Origin of the sequence: Stappia sp. BW2, from assembly GCF_008107695.1 — a bacterium.
Classification (GTDB): domain Bacteria; phylum Pseudomonadota; class Alphaproteobacteria; order Rhizobiales; family Stappiaceae; genus Roseibium.
The window spans coordinates 36967-59837 of the sequence record NZ_VIRG01000093.1; the positions used below are offsets into that span (position 1 = coordinate 36967).

At 58.1% G+C, this 22871-nt stretch carries 15 protein-coding genes; 6 read left to right on the top strand and 9 right to left on the bottom strand.

What is annotated here, in order from left to right; translation table 11 throughout:
- Positions 1 to 272 precede the first annotated feature (272 nt).
- Positions 273 to 1385 (top strand): alginate lyase family protein, encoded by a 1113-nt coding sequence (locus tag FMN63_RS27820; RefSeq protein WP_148587427.1) that lies wholly within the window; start codon positions 273 to 275, stop codon positions 1383 to 1385.
- Positions 1386 to 1580: 195 nt separating this feature from the next.
- Here the strand turns inward: FMN63_RS27820 and FMN63_RS27825 are convergent, their stop codons facing one another.
- The 4 genes from FMN63_RS27825 to FMN63_RS27840 all read right to left on the bottom strand — a co-directional run bounded on the left by FMN63_RS27825 (position 1581) and on the right by FMN63_RS27840 (position 7766).
- Positions 1581 to 2996, bottom strand: a complete 1416-nt coding sequence (locus FMN63_RS27825) for a tetratricopeptide repeat protein (protein ID WP_148587428.1) — start codon at positions 2994 to 2996, stop codon at positions 1581 to 1583.
- Between the two features lie 303 nt (positions 2997 to 3299).
- A complete protein-coding gene (locus FMN63_RS27830; RefSeq protein ID WP_148587429.1) occupies positions 3300 to 4631 on the bottom strand; it encodes a nucleotide sugar dehydrogenase in 1332 nt (443 codons plus the stop codon).
- Positions 4632 to 4767: 136 nt separating this feature from the next.
- Entirely contained in the window at positions 4768 to 6225 is a 1458-nt protein-coding gene (locus FMN63_RS27835) for a phosphomannomutase (RefSeq protein WP_148587430.1), read from the bottom strand.
- Positions 6226 to 6545: 320 nt separating this feature from the next.
- Entirely contained in the window at positions 6546 to 7766 is a 1221-nt protein-coding gene (locus tag FMN63_RS27840; protein ID WP_148587431.1) for an AGE family epimerase/isomerase, read from the bottom strand.
- Positions 7767 to 8800: 1034 nt separating this feature from the next.
- Between FMN63_RS27840 and FMN63_RS27845 the strand changes: the two genes are divergently transcribed.
- The 4 genes from FMN63_RS27845 to FMN63_RS27860 all read left to right on the top strand — a co-directional run bounded on the left by FMN63_RS27845 (position 8801) and on the right by FMN63_RS27860 (position 13883).
- Positions 8801 to 10543 carry a type I secretion system permease/ATPase gene (locus tag FMN63_RS27845; RefSeq protein WP_209001418.1) on the top strand — a complete coding sequence of 581 codons (1743 nt, stop codon included), beginning with the start codon at positions 8801 to 8803 and terminating at the stop codon, positions 10541 to 10543.
- Positions 10543 to 11868 (top strand): HlyD family type I secretion periplasmic adaptor subunit, encoded by a 1326-nt coding sequence (locus FMN63_RS27850; protein ID WP_353619244.1) that lies wholly within the window; start codon positions 10543 to 10545, stop codon positions 11866 to 11868. The genes FMN63_RS27845 and FMN63_RS27850 overlap by 1 nt, the downstream gene beginning before the upstream one ends.
- Before the next feature lie 263 nt (positions 11869 to 12131).
- Positions 12132 to 12836, top strand: coding sequence for a DUF1275 family protein (locus FMN63_RS27855; protein ID WP_148587433.1), 705 nt, complete (start codon positions 12132 to 12134; stop codon positions 12834 to 12836).
- A 15-nt stretch (positions 12837 to 12851) separates the two neighbouring features.
- Entirely contained in the window at positions 12852 to 13883 is a 1032-nt protein-coding gene (locus FMN63_RS27860; protein WP_148587434.1) for an FUSC family protein, read from the top strand.
- A gap of 171 nt (positions 13884 to 14054) precedes the next feature.
- On the opposite strand, the gene FMN63_RS27865 is transcribed toward FMN63_RS27860, so the two are convergent.
- The 4 genes from FMN63_RS27865 to FMN63_RS27880 all read right to left on the bottom strand — a co-directional run bounded on the left by FMN63_RS27865 (position 14055) and on the right by FMN63_RS27880 (position 19720).
- A complete protein-coding gene (locus FMN63_RS27865; protein ID WP_148587435.1) occupies positions 14055 to 15701 on the bottom strand; it encodes an NAD-dependent malic enzyme in 1647 nt (548 codons plus the stop codon).
- 43 nt (positions 15702 to 15744) lie between these two features.
- Positions 15745 to 17091, bottom strand: a complete 1347-nt coding sequence (locus FMN63_RS27870) for an MFS transporter (protein WP_148587436.1) — start codon at positions 17089 to 17091, stop codon at positions 15745 to 15747.
- Positions 17092 to 17264: 173 nt separating this feature from the next.
- Positions 17265 to 18983 carry a ubiquinone-dependent pyruvate dehydrogenase gene (poxB, locus tag FMN63_RS27875; protein ID WP_148587437.1) on the bottom strand — a complete coding sequence of 573 codons (1719 nt, stop codon included), beginning with the start codon at positions 18981 to 18983 and terminating at the stop codon, positions 17265 to 17267.
- 344 nt (positions 18984 to 19327) lie between these two features.
- A complete protein-coding gene (locus tag FMN63_RS27880) occupies positions 19328 to 19720 on the bottom strand; it encodes a tautomerase family protein (RefSeq protein ID WP_148587438.1) in 393 nt (130 codons plus the stop codon).
- Between the two features lie 543 nt (positions 19721 to 20263).
- Between FMN63_RS27880 and FMN63_RS27885 the strand changes: the two genes are divergently transcribed.
- Entirely contained in the window at positions 20264 to 21907 is a 1644-nt protein-coding gene (locus FMN63_RS27885; RefSeq protein ID WP_148587439.1) for a cation:proton antiporter, read from the top strand.
- A 159-nt stretch (positions 21908 to 22066) separates the two neighbouring features.
- Here FMN63_RS27885 and FMN63_RS27890 read toward each other — a convergent pair whose 3' ends face one another.
- A complete protein-coding gene (locus tag FMN63_RS27890; RefSeq protein WP_148587440.1) occupies positions 22067 to 22597 on the bottom strand; it encodes a hemerythrin domain-containing protein in 531 nt (176 codons plus the stop codon).
- Positions 22598 to 22871 lie beyond the last annotated feature (274 nt).

Consider the following 22871-nt stretch of genomic DNA (forward strand, 5'->3'; position numbering starts at 1 on the left):
GCAGCATAGTAGTTTCAGTCGGCTAAAATTGTAAAGTTACGAAGGGTTTAAATTGGAGCGACCTAACGTCAATTTGTGCGGAAAGTAAAGGCAGCCGCATAGTTTTTGTGCAGGTGCAGCATAAATGGGTGCCAATAGGACGCCTGATTAAAGCTTTAAGGCTGACGTAGAGAAATTCAGGAAATTTGGAACTCGTTAAAACTTTAGGATTTTCTCCAAGGGGTTTGAAAGCCGGCGATGCCTAGTGTGAGCCAAATGTCTTGGTGAGCACTATGTCGCGTTTCATTCAAAATACGGTTCGAACCGGTCTCGGCGTTGCAATTTACGCCCTTGCCATGTCAGGGATTCAGTCATCCCCGGCCAAGGCGCAGACGCTTCTTTCGAGCCTTTCCAACGTCCCCCAGGTGACGCTTGCCGGAGTGGGAACTTCTGCCTCCGCTGCGAGAAACCCTGCCGATACGAACGTCTCATCCTGCAAATCGGTGCCGGCGCCGGTCGTGGTGCTCGATACCCGGTCCAAATACCATCAGTCGGGTTCCAAGGATACGGTTGACGCAGCTGCCAGACGCAAGCGCGAACTTCAGATGAAGCCGGTCCGAAGCTTCTTGCGGACAGTTGGTATGGAGGCCTTCAGCGGCGACGTGAAGCTGGAGCGTTGTGCGGCGAAAACTCTTGCGGCTTGGGCACGTGACGGAGCGCTGACGAAGATGAAAAGCGGTGACGCTCATCTTTCGCGCAGTCGGTTTATGGCCGAGATCGGTCTCACCATCGACTATCTGGAAACCAGAGGTGCCTTCTCCGAAGACCAGCGCGTCGTCATCGGGGGCTGGTTAACGGATGTGGCTCGCTCGACGGTACATTTCTTCCGGTATCAGGCTGGGCCCAAATCGCGCAGGAACAATCATAGATACTGGGCAGCACTCGCCGTCGGAGCGGCCGGATACATTGGTCGGGATGCTGATCTCGTCAAGTGGGCTCACGAAAGCGCCAAAATCGGGCTCTGTCAGGTCGATGCCGCAGGTCATCTGGCGCTGGAAATTCAGCGGGGAAGCCAGGCTCGCAACTATCATGTCTATGCCCTTCGGCCACTCGGTGGACTGGCTGCCATGAGCGCCGAAAGAGGGGACGATCTGTCCTTGATCTGCGAGGGAGCCTTGGGCCGGTTGGCGAAGACCACGTTGGCGGCCGTCCGGAACCCCAATCCGATTGCCGAGATTGCAGGGGCTGAGCAGGCAAGACTGGTGAAGGAAAGCGACTTTGTCGCCCCGCTTCGCCTTTCGGAAGGGACGTCGCTCTTCGTGTCGCTGCAGAAGCTGATCGTACCGGATCAGGATACTGCAAAAGCCGACCTGGAAATTGTGGTCGCGGCATCGACGAAGGGATGAAGGAACGTCGTTAAAGCGCGGCACGATGCGGTCTCGTTTCGCCCTCTGTCTGACTTTGCCCGGTCTTCATTTATGACTTTACACTTGGCATGAAGATCGGTGAAAGCTGCTGCCACGGTTGAACAAAATGCAAAGGGCCGGTGCATTCGCCGGCCCTTTTCATTCATCCAGTTGATAATCCGACTTTCGGCAGCATCATTTCGCTGGAAGCGATTGCAGGTAGGCTTTCGCGGCGCTGTTGCCGCTGTCTGCAGCGGCTACCAGATAGTGGCGCGCAGCGGAAATGTCCTTGGATGTTCCGTTACCTTCCGCATAAGCGACACCCGTGTTGAACTGGGCTTCCTGGTTTCCGGCATCGGCTGCTTTTTTGTTCCAGTACAAAGCCTTTTTCGGATTTTTCGGTGTCGGTCCGCCAAGCTCGTAGAAACGAGCCAGCGCGATCGAAGCATCGACATCTCCTGACTCAGCTACAGAGGTAAGCGTCGAAACGATCTGATCCGTCGCGGAGTTGCCGGCCTTGCCGAAGGAAGCCTGATCGACCAGAAGCCGTACGGCGCTTTTCTGTCCGTTCGAGGCTGCAATTCCGTAGTATTTCAAAGCTTCTTCATTGATTGCATTGTTGTTGCCACGCAGAACCCGGGCAACCAGAAGAGCAGCTTTGCCGTTCCCTTCATCGGCGACCTTGCGGATTTGTGCGAAGACCTCGCGTTTCCGGTTCTCGTCGGTAAGTGCTTCATAGTCCGCAATCAGATCGTTGATCCGGGCGCTGGGGATCGACAGCATGTATGGCAGGACAGCGGCACGCTCCGCCTCGGAATCAGTCTTGCGATAAAAGCTGGCTGCGGTGCTGGAAGCCCTTTCCGGGTTGATCTCGGCTGCGGCTTTTATCCAGAAAACGCCAGCTTTAAGGTTTTTACGAATACCGTCTTGACCGGCAAGCGTATCCTTTGCCAGCGAAAGATACTTCCCAACAGCCTTCGTTCTGCCCTGGCTGGCGATCAGGCGTTTGGCTTCGTTGAGACGGCCGCTGGAAGCATAGAGTCTCGCAAGATCGTCTTTCGCCCGGACTGATCCGTAGGAGGCTGCTTTCGCATACCAGTAAGAGCTGTTGGTGTTCAGGCCGCTACCCTTCAGCTTGCCCTGCTTTGCCAGGTCGGCAAGAAGCATGGAAGCGCGTATCGACTTGTCTTCATTCGCCAGTCTTGCGTAGCCAGGCAGAACGGCACGTAAATTTCTCGGGATATAGACGCCATCGCTGTGTAACTTGGCAAGGCGGGATATGGAAGAGCCGTAGCCTGCAGCAGCGGATGCTTCGAGTGCGGCATAAGCTTCTTTTTTCTCGCCGCGGTCTTCGTGTATCTGGGCGAGCTTGCGGCCAGCGATGCCTTTGACCTCGAGTGCTTCCGCATCTCCCGGTGACTCGGCCAATTTTTCGTCCGCTGCGACGAGCGCCTTGTTGTACTGGACTTCTGCCCACCGTTGCTGGTTGTCTCGCTCGGCGCGGCTTCCGACATCCAGAATAGTCCGGGGGCTGGCGCAGCTTGCAAGAAGTCCAGCAAGGAAGGCCGCTCCGACGAGTTTTTTCAACGATCTAAAGGACTTACTTTTCAAAACTAATCGTCCCGATTTGCGGTGCCTAGAACCCTGTTGTTCTCGAGTTTTGTAATATCTGCCGGTTCCAGAAGGCAAGAAGTCAGCTAAAAATAATGAACCTGGATTAAGTTTTAGTAACTATAGAAACATATTTACCGCACTTATCCGTCGCTTTAACCAAATTTCAATGTTCGTTTCCGTGCAATTGCTTAACTTTTAAGCAACTTACTGGGAAACAGGAAATGGAAGTTGGCGGCGCCAAGAAATGAGCGACGGAATATCCGTCGCTCATTGGCTTGATTTCCGATGATTTCCCTGCCGTTACCAGCAGAGGCCGTGGTAGGTGAGGTTGGCCGTCGACGTCATCGAAACGCGAGCAAGGTCGATCACGGTAAGTTCCTTGTTGGAAGCCGAAAGAGACTCCGCAAGCCCTGGATACTTGTTTCCGATGACCACTATCTCGGAGCGTGCAACCACGTCGTCGATCGTGTCGCAGACAAGCGGTGCGATATGGGGCAGATAGTTTCGGCCACCGTTTTCGGTCTTGACCACATTCGGATCATAAATGTTGATCTGCTTGCCCTTGCCGAGAAAGGTTTCCACCAATTCGACCATCGGACTTTCGCGAAGATCGTCGGTGTTTTCCTTGAAGGTCACGCCCATGAAACCGACGTTGTTCTTGCCGGCGTTGTTGACCAGTTTCTTGGCACGGTCGATCTGCAGCAGATTGGCGCTGTAGGCAGCATCCAGCATCGGTGTCGGAACGTTGTTGAGCCGGCCGAAACCGGTCAGCGCGCGCAAGTCCTTGGGCAGGCATGATCCGCCGAAGGCAAAGCCGGGTTTCATGTAGGCCTTGGAAATATTCAGCCGCGTATCGGCGCACAGGACTTCCAGAACATCGTGGCTGTCGATGTCCTTGGACTTGCACAGGTTGCCGATTTCATTCGCGAAGCTGATCTTCACTGCATGCCAGCAATTGTTTGCATATTTGACGATTTCGCCACTGCGCATCGGGATGACATGCGGAACAACCGGAATGTGAGCGACGAGCGACTTGAGCGCATCAATGGAGCGGGTGTCATCGCCATACTGGCCGAAGACAATCGCGCCAGGGCTGTAGTAGTCGTCGATGGCCGTGCTTTCGCGCAGGAATTCCGGATAGTAGGCGACGCCGAAATCAACTCCAGGTACCTTTCCGGAAGTTTCGGCCAGGGCCGGCAGCACGACTTCTTCCATCGTGCCTGGAAGAATCGTGGAGCGCATGACGACAATGTGGAATTCGTCCTTGTCGCGCAACACGCGGCCAATGTCTTCCGAGACCTGCTTCACATAGCCGGTGTTCAAGGTGCCATTGGGAAGGCTGGGTGTGCCCACACAGCAGAACGTCATATTGGTGGACCGGACGGCTTCCTCGATGTCGGTCGTGGCTTTCAGCGTGCCCTTTTCGTGGCCAGCTGCAATCAGCTCGTCCAAGCCTGGTTCGATAATCGGTGACTTGCCGTTGGCGAGGCGCTCGATCGTTGTGGCGCTGACGTCCATCGCAACGACATTGTAGCCGTCATTGCAAAGGCAGGCTGCGGAAACGCAACCGACATATCCGGCACCAACCACGCTGATGCTGAAAGTTCCGTCATTGGACTTGAAGTCGATCATGGCAGTTATTCACCTCATAATTGATAAGTAATTCGGTCATCTCAGGGATGACGTAGAGTTCTCCGCGGCGCGGCACTCAGGCCGCGCTTCGCGATCAGGTTTTCATGGGCGTTTCACCGCCGTTCGGTGCAGCAACTCATGCCGACAACCGCTCTGAAATAACGTTGGAGCCGGTCCAGCCCGAGAGCAGCTCCAGTCCGTCCCTCAGAAGTTTTCTCGCCTCGCTGAGCGAAGATGCCTCGACGTAACAACGCATCTCGGGCGCATTTCCGGAGGGGCGCAGGTGAATGATCCGTTCTCCGTCGAGGGTGATCCGCAGACCGTCGATCGTGTCGATCGAGACGGGCTGTCCGACGGGAGCCAGGAAGTCCCGCAAATTGTCTTCATTCTGCGAGAGGTAGCTAACAAGGCTGGAGCTGCGATCGGTGGAGTAGTTTTCCAACCTGTCCGCCAGAGCAGCCTTCAGGCCAAAGGATCTCGCCAGGGTTCCCAGGTCGTCTTTCGACGCGGCGAGGTTCTTGAGCGTTGCGAGGATCGGGACAAAACAATCGCGTGTCGGCAAGGCTTCGAACCTGGATGGCCCGCAATCGAAATTTGACTGGAGCAGTACACCGCCGTTGGCCTCGAAGCCGACAACGGCTGTCGCTCCATTCACCTCGACCGATTCCATGCCGGATATCACAAAAGGTGACCCGACCCGGGTGCGGAAGGTTTCGAACGGCGCATCCTTCTCGATGCTGGAATTCGATGTAACCGGAGTAACCACGGCATCCGCTCCCAGATGCAGGGCGCTGATCAATCCAAGGAGATCCCCGCGCAGGGGAGTGCCGGTTTGGTCAGCGACCAGAGGGCGGTCACCGTCGCCGTCGGCGGAAACAATGGCGTCGAGCTGGTGTTCGGCAGCCCAGTCTTGCAAAAGCGTTTCCGTTACTGCAGAGACGGCTTCCGTGTCGACCGGAATGAATGTTTCGGACCGACCAAGGGGTATTGCCTGGGCGCCGTAATATTCGAGGATGCTGACCAGAAGGTCTCTGGCGACGGTGCTGTGCTGGTAAACGCCGATCCGGAGACCGCTGAGCGCACCGGCTTCCAGGAATGTCTTGAGGCGCGTCTCGAAACCGCGCATTGCTTCGTCACAAATGCGGGCGGGAGGCGAGTTGGCACGCTTGACTGCGACAATGTCCGTCTTCGTGATCATTGCGGCAAAGCGCGTGATTTCCATTTCATCGACCTTGGAAATCTCACCGTCCGGCCGATAGAACTTGATACCGTTGCGATCAGCCGGAATATGCGAGCCGGTCACCATCAGACTGGCGCTGAGACGTCCAATCGCGTGATAGGCGAGGGCAGGTGTCGGCAGCGTGCCGCAATCGACCACGTTCAGATTGAGCTCGCTGAGTGCGTTCGCGCAAAGCTCCAGGATCTCGGGGCTGGACTCGCGAAAATCCCGGCCAATGTAGACGGTATCGAATTCGGAAATCTGGTTTGTCTCCAGAAGATACCGGCCAAAGGCGAGCGTGTAGATAAGAGTCGTGTCACCGACGAGTTCAGTTGACAGACCCCTCAGTCCGCTTGTTCCAAATTTGGCGACCATCTCAAAACACCCCATCAAAAGAATAAGTCACGAAGGTCCGTTGACGGTAGTAAAAACCAGACGTGAGTCTAGATTAACCGCCTTAAAGATTCTGGTTTTTATGTGCTATTCAAGCGATTACTCGGATGAATATTTATTATCACAAATTGTAGTCAAAAAATTTTCTTTTAAAAGTGAAATTCATGTGACAAATGCTTTTATGAAGTGCGTTTTTATGTTCAAAAATTTAACTGGTGCAAATTTTGTGTGCATAATTCTTTTGCTGGGTTCAAAGTGGTGAGAGAGGTCTTCGCAGGTGGCCACATTGCGGCCCCCGAAAGTCATGCCAGTTTTCTCTTGAGAGGCTGCAAGGTTTCGAATGCCGGTTCGTTTTCGCTGAGCCGCTCAATCCTGTCCGACAATTCGTAGATCGAGCAAAGGATGTGGTAGAAGGAGCTTGCAGGTGCAGGCTCATCAATGAAGCTGCCGTCGGTTTTCATCTTGTCTCGCCAAAGTCCGGGAACCGGCGTGTTCAGGAAAAGCTCCAATGCCTGGCACGCGGCAAGGGTGGATGCGAGGTATCTTTCCTGTTCGGCACCCGACGAAACGGAAGCGAGGGCGATTGCCGCCTTGATCCACTCCGTCTGCGGCCAGAGCCTTGCGACGCCGTCACGCACGGTGAAGTCGTCATTCAGCGCCATGATCGCCACTTTTCGAGTGGCGCAGATGCCGTAGGTTTCCGCGATGTCGAAGAGGCGCCGGGCCTTCAGAAGCGCATCATCCCGTCCGCGTAGCGTTCCCCAGCGCACCAGAAGCCAGGCCCATTCAAACTGGTGTCCGGGTTCGACCGTGCGTCCCTTGTCCTCGGCGAATTGCTCCCAGTCACCGTCGAAGAATTCACGGAGTGCGCCGGTAGCGGGGTCGATGAATTTGCCGAGGCAAAGTTCCGCGATCTCGTCCGCCAGTTTGCCGAACGCATATGCCTGTACGCCACCAAGCTCATGCCAGGCGAGAGCGGCCTCGAACAGATGCATATGCGGATTGGAGCACAGCGGCAGAACGCGGGGGACTTGCTCTTCGAAGCCGGCAAACGGGTGAGCGAAACGGTCTTTCAGTCTCCCGAGAAGCGTGGCCGCCCGTATCCCGTATGCTTCGGCGTTTTCCGGAAACGATTTTGCCGCCTGTGCCAAGGCAAAGAGGGCGAAGGCCTGATTGTAGAGATCGAAGCTGCGATCAGTCAGCGTGCCGCTTGAAGACGCCACTGCGCCGTATAGCCCGTCCTCTAGAAGATAGGTTTCGTCGAAGAACCTGAGCCCATGACCTACGGCCTCTTCCCAGGGGCCGTTCCAGCCCTGGTGACCCGCTGCCGCATAGCAGTAGATCTGGCGCGGCTGAACCCGCGCGCGCCGATCGATCCGGCAAGCCGTGCCGTCCTGCGCAATGGCTTCGAAAAAGCCGCCGACTGCCTTGTCGGCGCCAATCTCCCACCAGACAGGCAAGGCCTTGCTGTCCAGCCAATCGGTCAGACGAGCGCTTGCATTGTGCAGTGCGTCCTGGATCATTCTGAGAAACCCGCGTGAGCAATTCAGGTGTCAACATAGAGAGTTAACGAAAGGTAAGCGGAGGTTACGCAGGGTTTGTTTGTACCGCAATAGGGGGAGGTGCTCATATTTTGTGCTGCAGCGCACAACGGTCATGGTTCTGCACAATCAGAGATGGGTGGATTATTTTGCACTGCGGTAACATGCTCATGACGCAGGGGTAGATATTTATGTCTTCGGGTTGCACCGCGAATGGCAGCAAAATGCTGGGTTCGATGCGGCTGCCGGCTAAATATTTGCTCTGAGCTTCAGTTTTATTTCCGAAACATAATTGGAATAGTTGTATCGGATCAGATACAGCCTAATTTTTTTGCAATCGGCCTGTGTGCAATGCTGTCGGTCGCTGGCTGATATCAGGCGTAAAAGCTTTAAAATCATATTGATAGATTGATGTAGGTGCAAACTCCGACAAGACATGTTGCGGTGCAAAATATGTGCTTGTGCCAAAAAATGGGGCTTGCTAACTTCAGGAAAGTCAATCTTGTCTTCTTGCCTAAAGTTTCGTCAGATTGAAGAGTAGTGTTCTCATGTACAGTGTGATCGTTTGGCCGCGAGAGTAGGGACGATATACTTCAGAGATGGCGATCTGGGACGCAACTATCTCTATGACGTGGAAAGCATCGTCTTTACCGACGGCCTTCCTTTCGCATAGGTGGCGGGACACCGGGAAGTTAACCGAACATCTATATCGATGTGAGATCCGTAGGGATGATCTCATGCGATAGGGAACTGTTCATCGTTGTCACCGACGTCCAGCGGGCGTGATTGCCCGAGCACTGGGGGTGTGTTGAGCGTGTCGCAACGTTCTTTGGCGAACGATATCATCCAGCCGGTGCACGTCAGACTGCCGATTTTGTCCCGTCTCGATTTGACTTTGGCGTTGGAGAGATGCCCGGCCTGAGACGGGGCTGCATGTTTGGTTGTCACACGGAAATGTTTTCTACGCATACAAGCTCTCCAAAAACTCTGCGAAGCAGCCGAATGGAATGATTTCAATGCAATCAAACGCTCGCAATGCTTCCCAGAGTCCCCGGAAAAACGACCCCCTTGTGCTGGCCTTCCGTTCCATCAGACCCACCTTCTGGGCCATTGGGGCGGTGAGCCTCGTCATCAATATTCTGATGCTTACCGGGCCGCTCTTCATGCTCCAGGTCTATGACAGGGTGCTGGCCAGCGGTTCGGTGCCGACCCTTGTTGTCATAGGTTCCCTGGCAATCACGCTTTACGCGTTTTACGGGCTGCTGGAGGGGGTGCGTGGCCGTATTCTGGCGCGGGTGGGGCAACGTGTCGACGCGAAGCTTTCGGACGCCGTCTACGAAATCTCGAACCTCTTGCCTGTCCGACTTGGCGCAAGGTCGGCAAAGCTGCGGCCGGTTCAGGATCTGGACACGGTCAGGCAGTTTCTGTCCGGGCCGGGCCCGGCTGCGATCTTCGATATTCCCTGGCTGCCGCTCTATCTCGGTATTGTGTTCCTTTTTCACCCTCTGCTCGGTCTGGTTGCCCTGGGTGGTGCTGTCGTGATTTGCGCGATGATCGGCCTGAACGAAGCCATGTCGCGCGGCCCGGCACAGGAGGCGGCCGGCCAGACCGGTCGTCGAACCTCCGCGATCGAAGACGGGCAGCGCAATTCGGAAGTCCTGACCGCGATGGGTATGCAGGAAGCCCTGTCGCTAAAATGGAACGCCCAGAACGGGGATTATCTCGCGACCCAGCGAAAGGCCGCCGACCGGTCCGGTTTCTTCGGGACGGCCATCAAGACCATCCGGTTCATATTGCAGTCCGCAATCCTGGGCGTTGGAGCCTGGCTCGCGATCAGGCAGGAAATCAGTCCTGGCGTGATGATTGCGTCTTCCATCATGACCTCCAGGGCACTGTCTCCCATTGAACAGGCTGTCGGCCAATGGCGCGGTTTCGTTGCCTGCCGGCAGGCGCTGAGCAGGTTGAAACGCGTCCTGCACCTGGTCGACGAAAAAAAGGACATCATGGATCTTCCTGTACCGGAACGGGAGATCCGGATTGAGCAGGTATTTTGCGGCCCGGTCGGCGAAACGCTGCCGTACGTCCAGAATGTGACCTTGACCCTGGAAGCGGGAGAGGGCCTCGGCATCATAGGCCGTTCGGGGGCTGGCAAATCCACATTGGCACGGGCTCTGGTGGGGGTGGTTCCCCCACTCAAGGGCGTCATTCGATACGACGGGGCTGAACTCGGCCAGTGGCCGAGCCCGAAACGAGGTGAGTTCATCGGCTACATGCCGCAAGACCTGCAACTCTTCGACGGAACCATCGGCGGGAATATTGCCCGGTTCAGGGATGGTGCCAGCTCAAAAGACGTCATTGAAGCGGCGATGATCGCTGATGTTCACGACCTGATCGTTGGTCTGCCAGAGGGCTACAATACAGTCATCGGTCGGGGCGGGCGCGAGCTTTCGGCCGGCCAGCGCCAGCGCATCGCGCTGGCCAGAGCAGTGTTCGGCAATCCGTTTCTGATCGTTCTGGATGAGCCGAACTCCAACCTCGACTCTCAGGGCGAGGACGCACTTTCAAATGCGATTCAAACAATGAAAGAGCGCGGGTCCATCGTTGTCGTCATCGCGCACAGGCCAAGCGCCATCGCATCGGTCGACAAAATACTCTTTCTCAACGATGGGAAAATGGCCGGCTTCGGTCCGAAAGAGGAAGTGCTCAAACAGGTCGTGCAGCCAGTACCTCAGCAGGTGACAGGCAGGGGAGGCGTCTGATGAAGATGATTGAGACGCCGCCGAGCGGAGGTCGCAACGATCACGATGCGCTTCTTGGCAAGACCGTGCGGTCCCATCTCCTGTTTGCTTTCCTTGCCATCGTCGTTCTGGTTGGTGGCATCGGGATCTGGGCAGGCCTCGCCGAAATCTCGGGGGCGGTCGTCTCCAGCGGTACGGTCGTAGTCGAAAGCAGCGTCAAGGACGTTCAGCACCGCGAAGGCGGGATCGTCAAGGAGATCAAGGTCAAGGATGGAGACGAGGTCCTTGCGGGCGATCTCCTGATACGCCTGGACGATACGGTGACCCGGGCAAACCTTGCGGTTGTCACGAAACAGCTCAGGGATCTCTCCGCACAACAGTATCGCCTTGAGGCGGAGCGCGACGACCGCGACGAGATTGCCTGGCCGGACAATCGCAAGACCAAGCCCGGTGATATAGAGCGCGGCCAGCAGATGCTTCTGGACGCGCGGCGAAAATCCATTGCCGGCCGAAAGGATCAGCTTGTCGAGCAGGTCCGCCAGTTCAACAAACAGATTGAAGGCCTCCAAGCGCAAGTCGAGGCGAAGAGATCCGAGATCGAGCTGATCAATGAGGAATTGTCTGATCTGTCAGGCCTTCTGGGGAAGAACCTGGTTTCCAAGAGCCGGGTGACGGCTCTGAAACGGGAGCATGCCCGCCTGCAAGGCGAATTTGGCGGCCTCGTTGCGGAAATTGCGCGCACGAAGGAAGCAATCAGCGAGCGGCATATCCAGATCCTTCAGATCGAAGAATCCTACCGGGCTGAGGTTCTCGAGCAGCTTCAGGAGGTTCGCTCGCGCATTGCGCAACTTGAAGAACAGAAGATCGCGGCTGAAGACGAGTTGACCAGGGTCGAGATCCGGGCCCCGAGAACCGGGTATGTGCACCAACTTGCCGTTCACACCATTGGAGGGGTCGTCGCCCCCGGCGAAACGGTTCTGCAGCTTGTTCCTCGTGAGGACCAGTTGATCATCGAAGCCCAGGTGCGGCCGGTGGATATCGATCAGTTGTCATCGGGCCAGGCTGCGCGTGTCCGCTTCCCAAGCTTCGATCAGAGAACCACGCCCGAACTCCGCGCAACGCTTCTGACGGTATCAGCAGACCTCAAGCAGGACGAGCGCACGGGCATGGCGTTCTATGTCGCGCGCCTCGGTATCTTGGACGAAGAGCTTTCCAAGCTTGAAGGCAAGGTGTTGCTCCCCGGCATGCCTGCCGAGGCTTTTCTGGAAACGGGAGACCGAACTGTTCTGAGCTATCTGGTGAAACCGGTCGCCGATCAAATCGCACATGCGATGCGGGAACGTTAGGGGTGGACGAACGTTACGCAATAACCTCGTTTTAATTTTGCACCAAAACCGCCACTGGTTGATGAGGAAATTTTCCGACCATCTTGACTGGTATTGCCTAGGTGCTTGCGGCTTCTAGCTGGGCACACGGTTGTGCCAGGGAGATACCGTCGGCAATCCCACGCCTTTCGGTCAACCGGTTTGGCGGGTAGTTTGCGGCCTGAAAAATATAGGGGCGGACCTGTCGGTGTCCGACGAAACGAAAAGATAGTCGGAACATATCGATGCCGCAGAAATCCGAATCCCGTGGGCGGGGCGCAGAAGAGAATCCTAAGATCACGCGCCTTTCGATACCGCAAGGGTTTGTATCGTTGATCCTCAACGCCGTTGCCGGGTGGATCGATGCGGTCGGATATCTCGCCATGCTGGCCTCGATCCAGATGTTTCCCTCTTTCATGAGCGGCAACCTGACCAAAATCGTGACTGGTGTCGTGAATGGCAACGGTGCGACATCTTTGAAAATTGCCGCTGGGGTTCTCGCGTTCTTCGTGGGAGGCGTTGTTGGTCGCCTGGTCAACGCGGGCGAAGCGCGGCGCGATCCGGTGTCGCTGGCGCTGGTCGCGGGGGTGCTCGGTGCCTCGGCGGTCAATCTGGTCATGGGCGGCGACGCCTATCTGACACTGCTGGCTCTGGCGGCTGCGATGGGCATGATCAACCATGCTTTCAGCGGGCACATGGATTTCCATGTCCGGACGTATCTGAGCGGGATGCTGGTGACACTGGCAGGAAAGGTGGCGGATGCGATCGCAGGGCGCGGGAACTGGCGCGAGGCGGTGGGCCCGGTGGTGACATTGCTCAGCGTCCTGATCGGGGCCTTAGCCGGGGCGTTGACGGTCATTCATGCGCCGCTTGTCGTCTCCATCTCGTTGCCGGCCGCCGTCATCGCGGCCCTCGTTATCGCTTTGCTGACCGGGCTGGTCGGACCGTAGGAAGGAGGCATTTGAATGGCCAGCGAAAAAACGTCCTGGAGCCTTCCATCGCTGGGAGAGTGGCTGTGGGACTTTATCTTCGAGGGATCGCCGGTGCCGCTTCGGCTGGCATTAGGTACGACCTTCGCGACCTTTGTACCGGCTGTCATCGTCTTCTTTATTGTCCCGCATATGACACCAGTCCCGTTTCTGGGTGCACTTGCGATGATCAATGGAATCCGGGGATCGGGCTATCGGGTGGCGACCTTTTCCATTCTGGTGGGGGCATGCGCCATCTATCTGGTGCTGCTCTTCGGGGCATGGGCACCTTTGATCGCCGCCGCCCTGGCAATGATTTCAGGCTTGTTCGGCAGTTTCGGCCACGCGCGTCCGATGATCGTGGTCTGCATCACCTGGTCAGTATTCACCGGACAGATCATCCCGGAGAACGATCCGGAGCTTGTTGTGGGGCTCTATATGAGCGGTGCGCTTGCCTCGTTTCTGGTGGCGCGGCTGACGTCTGCCTCAAATAGCTTTCCGGCCGAGGATGAACGCTCACGTACCCATGCTCTGGTCCTCGGCGTCCTGTTTGCCAGCGGTTTCGCATTTGCCACCTGGTTCGGGCGGCAGTATTTCGATCAGCTCGGCAATCACGGCTATTTCTTTCCCCTGGCCTTCGCCTTCCTGTGCCTCCCGCCACATTCGCTTTTCTTTGGCAACGCGATCAAGAGGTGCCTGGGTACGGGCCTGGGCTGGCTCGTTTCCATCGGTTTGAACGATCTGTCGCTTCCCATATGGGGCAGCGTCGTCATCGGCGTCTCCTGTTTTTTCCTGTTCCAGTGGCTGCTCTCGTGGTCCAAGCTGATCGCGATCATGTTCGTCACCACCGCGATTATCGTCCTGATTGGCATTTTCGCCCCGGACAAACCCATTGCGGAGGAGCGCATGGACGCCGTTCTTGCGGCGGCGGCCATGGCGACCGTCCTGGCGTTTATCGCGATGGGGGTGCTGAAGGTCGTCTCGCCAAAGGCTCTGCGGGAACTTATCGGAGCCTCATCGAACTCCTGACGGAGTCGACGACGGGCCGGTTCTCAAGCGCAAGACCGGAAAGGGCCGCGTGGTGGCGGGGCAGGGGCCTTGCCCACGCGGTCGGCCCTTCGGCGGTCTTTTTCGATCCGCCGAAGGAAAGATGGACCACGATCAACGGGAAAGTTGATCGCTGCGCACCGTCTTTTGGTTTCAGTCCTTGTTGCTTTGGTAGACTGGTTCGAAGACGTGGCTCTGGATCAGCGCGCCCACGTCATCGGGCTCTTCGACACCTGCCAGACCGCGGTCGAAGATGTTCCGCGCAACGGCAACGGCGATCCGAAGCTCGGTGGCCAGCATGTCTTTTTGCGGCGGGAACAGCATGCCCTTGTCGCGGGCCGAGTCCGAGACCTGCCCTGCGCACCCCCGGGCAGCTGCGATAAACATCTCGCTGTCGATCTTCGTCGCCTTGGTCGCGTAGGCTGCAAGACCGAGGGCGGGGAAGATGTAGAAGTTGTTCGCCTGTCCGGGGTGGAATTCCTGTCCGTTCACCTCGACATCGGGGAACTGCACCCCACAGGCCACCAGGGCCTTGCCGTCGGTCCAGGTATAAGCGTCCTTGGGCGTGCATTCCGCGTTCTCGGTGGGATTGGACAGCGGAAAGATAATTGGCCGGTCGCAGTGCTTGGCCATTTCCCCGACCACACCCTCGGTGAAGAGGCCGCCGACGGTGCTGACCCCGATCAGGATCGTCGGTTTGACCGCCTTGACCGCGGCCTCGAGGTCCTTCGTGTCCTTGAGATCCTTGGCGAAAGGTTGCTGATAGGTATTGAGGTCGTCACGCGTGCTGGTCAGCAGGCCGTTCACATCGAAGAGCGTGATGGCCTCCTGCGCCTCGGACTCGCTCAGGCCTTCGCCCTGCATCGCCTCTGCGATCATCTCGGAAATCCCAATCCCGGCGGACCCGGCCCCGGCGAAAAGGATGCGCTGATCCTTCAGCGCCTCGCCCTTGATCTGCAGCGCCGTCGTCAGGCCCGAGATCGTCACGCTGGCAGTGCCTTGGATGTCGTCGTTGAAGATCAGGTAGTCGTCCTTGTAGCGGTGGAACAGGCGCAGAGCGTCGGTGCCTTTCCAATCCTCGAAATGGATGCAGATGCCTGGGAAGACCTCGTTCGCCGCCTGCATGAATTCGTCCATTAAGGCGTCGATCTCATCGCTGCTCGCAACGTCCTCGTGCAGGCCGGGATAGAGCGGGTTGTCGCGCAGATCCCGATTGGTCGTGCCGATGTCCATGTGGATCGGCAAGAGGGCATTGGGGGGCACGCCCGCGCAGGCGGTGTAGAGTTGCAGCTTGCCGATGGGGATTGGCGCGCCGTTGGCGCCGATGTCGCCGAGACCCAGGATGCGCCCGCCCGAGGTGATGCAGATGAAGCGGATATCGCGCGTCGGCCAGTTGGACAGAACCTCCTTGAGCCGGCCCTTCATGTGCTTCGTCAGATACATTCCGCGTGGCCGGCGAAAGATCTGCCCGTAGTCAAGGCAGGCCTGAGCGATGGTCGGGTCGTAGACGATGGGAACGAACCGCGCCGGGTCCTGCATGAGCACCGCGTAGAACAGCGTCTCGTTCCGGTCGCACAGACCCATCAGGTAGATATAGCGTTCGAGGTCCGTCCCCTTGGCTTCGAGATGGGTGTGGACCCGCGAAATCTGGGTCTCAAGCGTATCCACATGCGCGGGCAGCAGCCCGGTTAGACCCAGCTCCTCACGCTCCTCCTCCGTAAAGGCGGTGCCCTTGTTGAAGCTCGGGTCGTTGAGCAACGTCGTGGTCGAGGGCGACTTGGCTGTGGTCTTGGGGCGCATGTGGTTGTCCTTTTCTGCAGACCGGTTGGCAGGGTGGCGTCGGTTAACGCCGCTCCGGATAGGGATGGTCGATCGCGTCGCGGTCGGGACGGTGAAAGAGGAACGTCAAAATCACCGAAGAAGCTCCCAGCCCGGCGAGGATGAAGAACGCCCGCTCAAAACCGCCGCTGCTGCCGACCACCCAGCCGGTGATGGCAGGCGCGGCAAAGCCCGAAACAGCAAAGAAAAAGTCCATTATCCCCAGCGCTGTGGCCGACCGGTCCGGGGCCACGTCAACGTTGACGGCGTAGTAGACCGCGTTCGCCCCCATGGAGGCCGCAACCGCCACGCTGATCAGTGCCAGAGCGACCCAGAGTGTCGAGGTGAAGGCGACGGGCAGGATGACGACGGCGGCGATCAGCTGCGTGATGATGATCTGCCAGCTGCGCGAGATCCGAAGGCTGTGGGTTTTCTCCAGCAAGCGGTCGGACAGATTGCCAAGCAACAGCAGCACCAGGCCGGCGACTGCCCAGGGCACGAAGGAGAACCAGCCCACATTGGCAACCGATACCGAAAACTTCTGTTCCAGATATCCCGGCAGCCATGTCATGAAGAAGAACAGGAAATAGCCGAAGACGAAGAACGCCCAGTAGTTGGAAAGAAGCGTTCCGTTCGTGAACAGCCGTTTCCAGCTTGTTTCGGTCGCGTTGTCGGATTGGGCAGGAACGACATTTCCGCTGCCACGGTCTTTGTCGGTGTCGTCGACGGCCTTGTGCTGGATATGGGCCAATTCGGATTTGTTCACTTGAGCCGATTCTTCCGGCCGGTTTCGGAACAACCAGAACCACAGCGGAAACCAAACAAGGCTTGCGACGGCGAGGATCCAGTACAGCGAGCGCCAGTCGGTAAAGGACAGGATGCCGCTGACGACAGGGCCGCCGATGGCCAACGAGAGAGGCACGGCTGCCAGTGAAAAGCCTAACGCCCGAGCGCGTTCACGCGGTGACAGCCAGTTGGCGACGGCACCGGTCAGGCCCGGAAACATCGGCCCTTCCGCAAGACCCAGCAGCGCGCGCAGGGCCAGGAGAAGGAAGAAGCTGGAGGCGACGGCGGTCAGCGCGCTTGAGACCGCCCAGAGGATGACTGCGGCAGTCAGGATGATGCGCGGACCGAAACGGTCGGTCAGGATACCACCGATGAAGGTGGTGAACATGTAGCCAACCCCGAAAGCCCCGAGGATGAGCCCCTTCTGGGTGTCCGACAGGCTCAGTTCCTTTGAGATCGGGTCGATGGCGTAGGAGATCGCCGAGCGGTCGATGTAGTTGATCACGACGATGGCGAAGAGAAGCGCGACGACGAGCCAGCGATAGTGGGTCATGGCTCCGTCAGAGCGGGAGGTTGGGGCTGCCATTCGGATCACTCCCGTCTTGGCGTTGCAGTATGCGCAGCGCTGACCGCCCACCACCGGCAGGACCAGCCCCGCTGCGCACTCGTTTCATTTCCGGCTATATTTGATCGTGTTTCTTTCCTCTGCCGGTTCCCAAGATCAAATAAATGTAAGAATTCGGCCGGTTGGTTGGGGGCTCATCTGAAGAGGTTGCTGGTGGCCAGTTTCACGATCTCGTCACCGCGTCCGTTCAGGATCGCGCGCATGCCATAGAGGCTGAAGCCGATGGCCTCGTCGGCCTTGATGGTCGGCGGCATGGCCAGTTCTTGCCGGTTCGACACCACGTCGATCAGCGCAGGGCCATCGTGGGCGAAAGCGTCCTGCAGCGCGCCCTTGAGATCGTCGGCCTCCTCGACACGAATACCCTTCAGGCCGATGGCCTCAGCGACCTTTGCGAAATCGGGGTTCTGCAGGGCGACATTCTCGGGCAGGTAGCCGCCGGTTTTCTGCTCCAGCTCCACGAAGCCGAGCGTTCCGTTGTTCAGAACCACGATCTTGACAGGCAGCTTCAGTTGTACGGCTGTCAGCAATTCGCCGAACAGCATGGCCACCCCTCCGTCACCCGACATGGACACGACCTGCCGGTCAGGAAACGCCGCCTGGGCCCCCAGCGCCTGCGGCATCGCGTTCGCCATGGAACCATGGTTGAACGAGCCGATCAGTCGTCGCTTGCCGTTGGTCTTGAGATAGCGCGCGGCCCAGATCGCGGGCGTGCCGACATCGACGGTAAAGACCGCATCCTCCGAGGCCACCTCGTTGACGATCGAATAGATGTGCTGCGGGTGCAGAGGTTTGCCCGGCTTGCTGGGGATCGCCAAAGCGTCGAGGTCTTCACGCGCCTTGGCATAGTGCTTGAGCGCCTTGTCGAGGAACTCTCGCGGTCGGCCTCCGTCGATCTTCGGCGTGATCATGCGCGCAAATTCCACAACGTCGGCTTCGATCCCCATTGTCAGGGCCACACGCTTGCCGAGCGCGCCGGGCTCACGGTCGACCTGGATGACCTTGGCACCCTCGGGATAGAAATTCCGATAGGGAAAGTCGGTGCCGAGCATCAGCAGCGTGTCGCATTCCTTCAGCGCGTGATACCCCGACGAAAATCCGATCAATCCGGTCATGCCCACATCGAAAGGGTTGTCCCATTCCATGAATTCCTTGCCGCGGAAGGCGTGCACGATCGGCGCTTTCAGTGCGTCGGCCAGCGCCACGACCTCGTCACGCGCGCCAACGGTACCGGCCCCGGCCAGGATCGTGACGTCGCGCGAGCCGTTCAAAAGCTCCGCTGCGGCCGCGATATCGCTATCGACCGGCACGCGGCGCACCGGTGAGGGCGGTACGAAGGCCGGGGTGTCACCGTCGAAGTCCAGCAGAGACACGTCGCCGGGGATCACGATCACCGAAACGGTGTTCCGGCCGATGGCCGTGCGCAAGGCCCTGTGCAGGACGCCCGGCATCTGCTTGGGCGTGGTGACCAGCTCGCAGAAGTCGCTGCATTCTTCGAACAGTTTCGTGGGATGGGTTTCCTGGAAGAAGCCCAGCCCGATCTCGGTGGAGGGGATATGCGACGCGATGGCGAGCACGGGGACCCGGTTGCGGTAGCAGTCGTAAAGCCCGTTGATCAGATGCAGGTTGCCCGGCCCGCAGCTTCCTGCGCAGACCGCGAGCTTGCCTGTAACCGCCGCCTCTGCACCGGTGGCAAATGCTCCGGCCTCTTCGTTGCGGACATGCATGAACTCGATCTCACCGTTCTCGCGCAGGGCGCCGTCAATGGCATTGAGGCTGTCACCCGTCACGCCCCAGATCCGCGTTACCCCGGCGGAGGCGAGCGTTTCGACAAGAAGTTTGGCAAGAGTGGTCATCTGCAGGGTCCTTTCGGAAATGGATCAGAGGCGCCCTCGGGAAGGGGGAGCGCCTGTGCGGGACAAGGGGTCGGCTATGGCTTGGGCGGGTCGGGATCAAGGTTATGGAGAGTGTCGCAGAGTTCGTGGAGAGCTTGAATAGGGAGACGACAATTCTGGTGTGAAAGCCAAAATCGTAACCCCTTTGTACGTTGGGTATTTCGCCAGTGAGACAATCAACCCGAAAGTGAAAAATTGGACATTCAGACCTGCAGCAGTGGAATGAAATTCTCTGGCGAGAAACTTTGCGACACGCCCGGCCCCGCCTTGTGGAAGGGCCATCCGACCGGTTTTGCAGGGGGCTCTTATGGTAGGCGTCCGGTGACGTATTGTGCTTCGCCCTGGGCGAAGCTCCAGTCTTCCTCCCGATTGGTGAACACAGAAATCAGCAGGTCGTTGGGATTGAGGCCGCATTCCTTTTCGAGGCGGTCAGCAAGAAGCTCATAGACCTTTATCTTCTCGACATGCGTTCGCGGGCTGGTGAAGAACTGGATCGATACCATCTGGTTTGAACGCGTGAAGCCTAGTCCGGTATCAAGGAACACCATGCGTCCAGGCTTGTGCTCATGGACGATCTGATAGCGGTCTGAATCAGGTACGCCAAAGGCGTCAACGACGCAGCTCTGAATGGTGTCTAGAAGGGTCTGAAGCTGCTCTTCCGAGCGGCCTTCGATCATGTCAATTCGCAGTAGAGGCACTTGGTGTTCTTTCTTGGAGAGATCTGTTTTTGCTTTTACACTGACCTATAACGCTCTGCCCACCGGACTGGTTCCCTGTCTCTCTTATTAAAGTGTGCTTTGTCTACCACCAACTTCCTTTAGGATATCTGAAAGTGAAAGAAGCGAAGCCATTTCCAGTGGTTAGTGTCTGGTTTCCGGATCTGCAGAATATGCTTCGAACGCTCGAAACGAGGGCGCGAAGCTTCCTGGCAGGGTATTTTAAGACGTTCTGAATTGCCTTGAAGGTGGCTGAGTGGGTGTGTGGGTGCGTTGCAAAGGAGTCAAACGAGGAGCCAGCAACTTTCCACTAGGGGAAGTTTGCTCGGCCGGCGCCGCGATGAAAGCTGATATGGCGGCCCGCTGGAACCGCCTGAGCCAAAAAACGTTCCTTGCAAAAGATGGAAGTTCGACAGAGTTTTCAGATGCAATTTCGTCTTCATTTATAGTTTCGCACCCTTGGGTGTCACCGTCGAAGGAAAGTCAAACCATGACCGCTCACGGACAAAAACGGCGGGGGGCCGTATGAACGTCGGTCTCGTCGTGATTCTGTTCCTGCTGGCCACAGTGATCAGCAGTCTGCTGTCGCGAGTCGTTCCAGGACTGCCACGACCCCTGGTGCAAATCGCGCTCGGGGCGGCCATCGGAGCGCTGTCACCATGGAACATCACGCTCGATCCGCATCTGTTCTTCCTGATGATTGTTCCGCCACTCCTGTTCTATGATGGCTGGCGCCTGCCGAGTGATGACCTGGCGCGTGATGCGCCGACGGTGCTGAGCCTGGCGCTTGTTCTGGTCTTTGTCACCGTCGTGGCAATCGGCTTTCTGATCCACACGATCTTGCCCCAGTTGCCGCTTCCCGTGGCCTTTGCCCTTGCGGCGGCGATCTCGCCGACGGATCCGGTTTCGGTCTCGGCGATCACCTCCCGTGTGCCAATGCCCCACCGCCTGATGACCGTGTTACAGGGCGAAGCGCTGTTGAACGATTCCGTCGGACTGGTGTGTTTCAAGTTCGCGGTTGCGGCGATCGCTTCGGGCGCATTTTCGATCTGGCAGGCCAGCGGCGAGTTCCTTTGGCTGTCCAGCGCGGGCGTCGGGATCGGCGTCGCCGTGACATGGCTGAGCATCTGGCTGACCGCAAAGATCGATGATCGCCTGGGCGCGGATGCAGGATCGACGGCACTCATCACGGTGCTGATCCCCTTCGGTGCCTATATCGCGGCCGAGCATGTCTCAGCGTCGGGAGTCCTTGCCGCCGCGTCCTCGGGTCTGGCCGTGACCTTGCGCCATTCAGCGAAACTGGGTGGCGGTGTCCATCGGTTGGAGCGGCGCGCGATCTGGAACCTGATCAGCTATACGCTGAACGGGGCCGTCTTCGTCCTGCTGGGCGAGCAACTTCCCAGACTGTTGGAGAGCGGACTGAAGGTGTCCGGAAGTGCCAATCTGAAAGGGGCGGAAAGCCTTGTCCTGCAGATCGGCCTGATCCTGATCGCGCTCTACGCGGTCAGGCTGATCGTCCTTGGCATCGTCTTTGGCGTGCTGCCGGCCTGGCGTAAGCTGCGCGCGGGCGACGCGGGCCCGAAGTTGTTCCCGCTGCTGGTGTCGATGACGGTGGCCTCACCGCGCGGAGCACTGACCCTCGCCGCAATCCTGACATTGCCGGCAACGTCCTCTGGCGAGATTTCGCTGGAGACCCGAGACCTCGCCATCCTGGTTGCTGCCGTGGTGATCGTATCCACCACGACCCTGACAGGGCTGCTGCTGCCGGTCTGCCTGCGATGGCTTGACTGGTCGGGCACCGGATCGACACGGGACGAGCTGCGGGAGATTGAGGTCGGCATGGCGGAGGCAGCCCTGTCGGCGCTGAAAGACGCGCGCTCGGATCGGGCCAAGGACATGGAAGATACCACTGCCCTCGACGCGGCCTCGGGCGAAATCATGGAAATCTACCAACATCGGCTCGACAGCTTGCATCACGAATCCGATGCGGATGACCGGGAGGTCACCGCCGAGCTGCGCTGCGATCTTCACAGTGTCGCTCTGAAAGCAGAGCGCCGTTTCTTGAAGGATCAAAGAAATGAGGGCGAGATCACCGTCAGCCAGGCGGTGGAACTTGACCGACGCATCGATTTGGAGAGCGCCATCAAGTCCCAGCGGGGACACGACTAGCCTGAGGTCGGGTGAGAGCCCGAAAGGGGTATGGCCTGGCGCTGACACGCACCTACCGGATGCGCGTCAGGCATATTTGGAATTTCTGCAACCCGGACTACCATCCGATTGCGAAGGCGGCCGCTTTGTGGCCGCGATCCGCCTTCAGGGGTGCTTGGATCAGGCGTTGCCGAGTGTCTGCGCCGGATCCTCGACGTAGTCGTCCACATCCTTGTCCTTTACGGGGACGCCCGTCAGATGCGCGCACTGAAACGCAAGGAAGCGGACGCCCAATTTGTGGCGCTCCTCCAGAGAGTTGCGTTTGCGGAAATCCGCGAGGCCCTGACGCTCTTCTTCACCCATGTGATCGCTATTGGCGACCTCGCAGGCCGCGACTGCCGAGAACCACTCCGGCGTTCCAACCTTGTAATTCTGCACCTTTTCGCCGGTATCCCGGATCTCGTTGTGATCGCCAATGGCGTCGCGTGTCTCTTCCTCCGCATCGTCGGCATCTGCGGCACCGGTGCCTGTTTTCAGCAGGTCAGGATAGAAAAAGCGCTCCTCGGCCTCTGCATGTGAATCGAGCAGGGCTTTCAAGCGACCCCACACGGCCGTGAGGGCTTCGGTGTCGCTTGGGTCGATCTCGTTGATCGCAGCAAACAGACGGCGTTGTTCGGCGTGGTCCTGCAGGATGATCTGTGTGACGTCCATGTTTGTTCCTTCGGGTTGCAGAGTGGCTCTCGAAACGTGGTTAGAAAGAGCTTCTCAAGTGTTCGGATTTTTTTAGGGCATCCGATTCTGGGTTCAAGTCTCGGTCCGGAGACGAGAGAGCTGCACCGCCTCTGACACCGGGCTGCGCCGGTGGTGCTCTGAAAGCCTGGGACTGCAGATAGAAACTCAACAGTATTTCAGCTTTGACGATCAATTCGTAAGAACTTCCGATTGTAGGTCAGTTGCAGTACACAGAAATGCGGTGCAAGCGCTT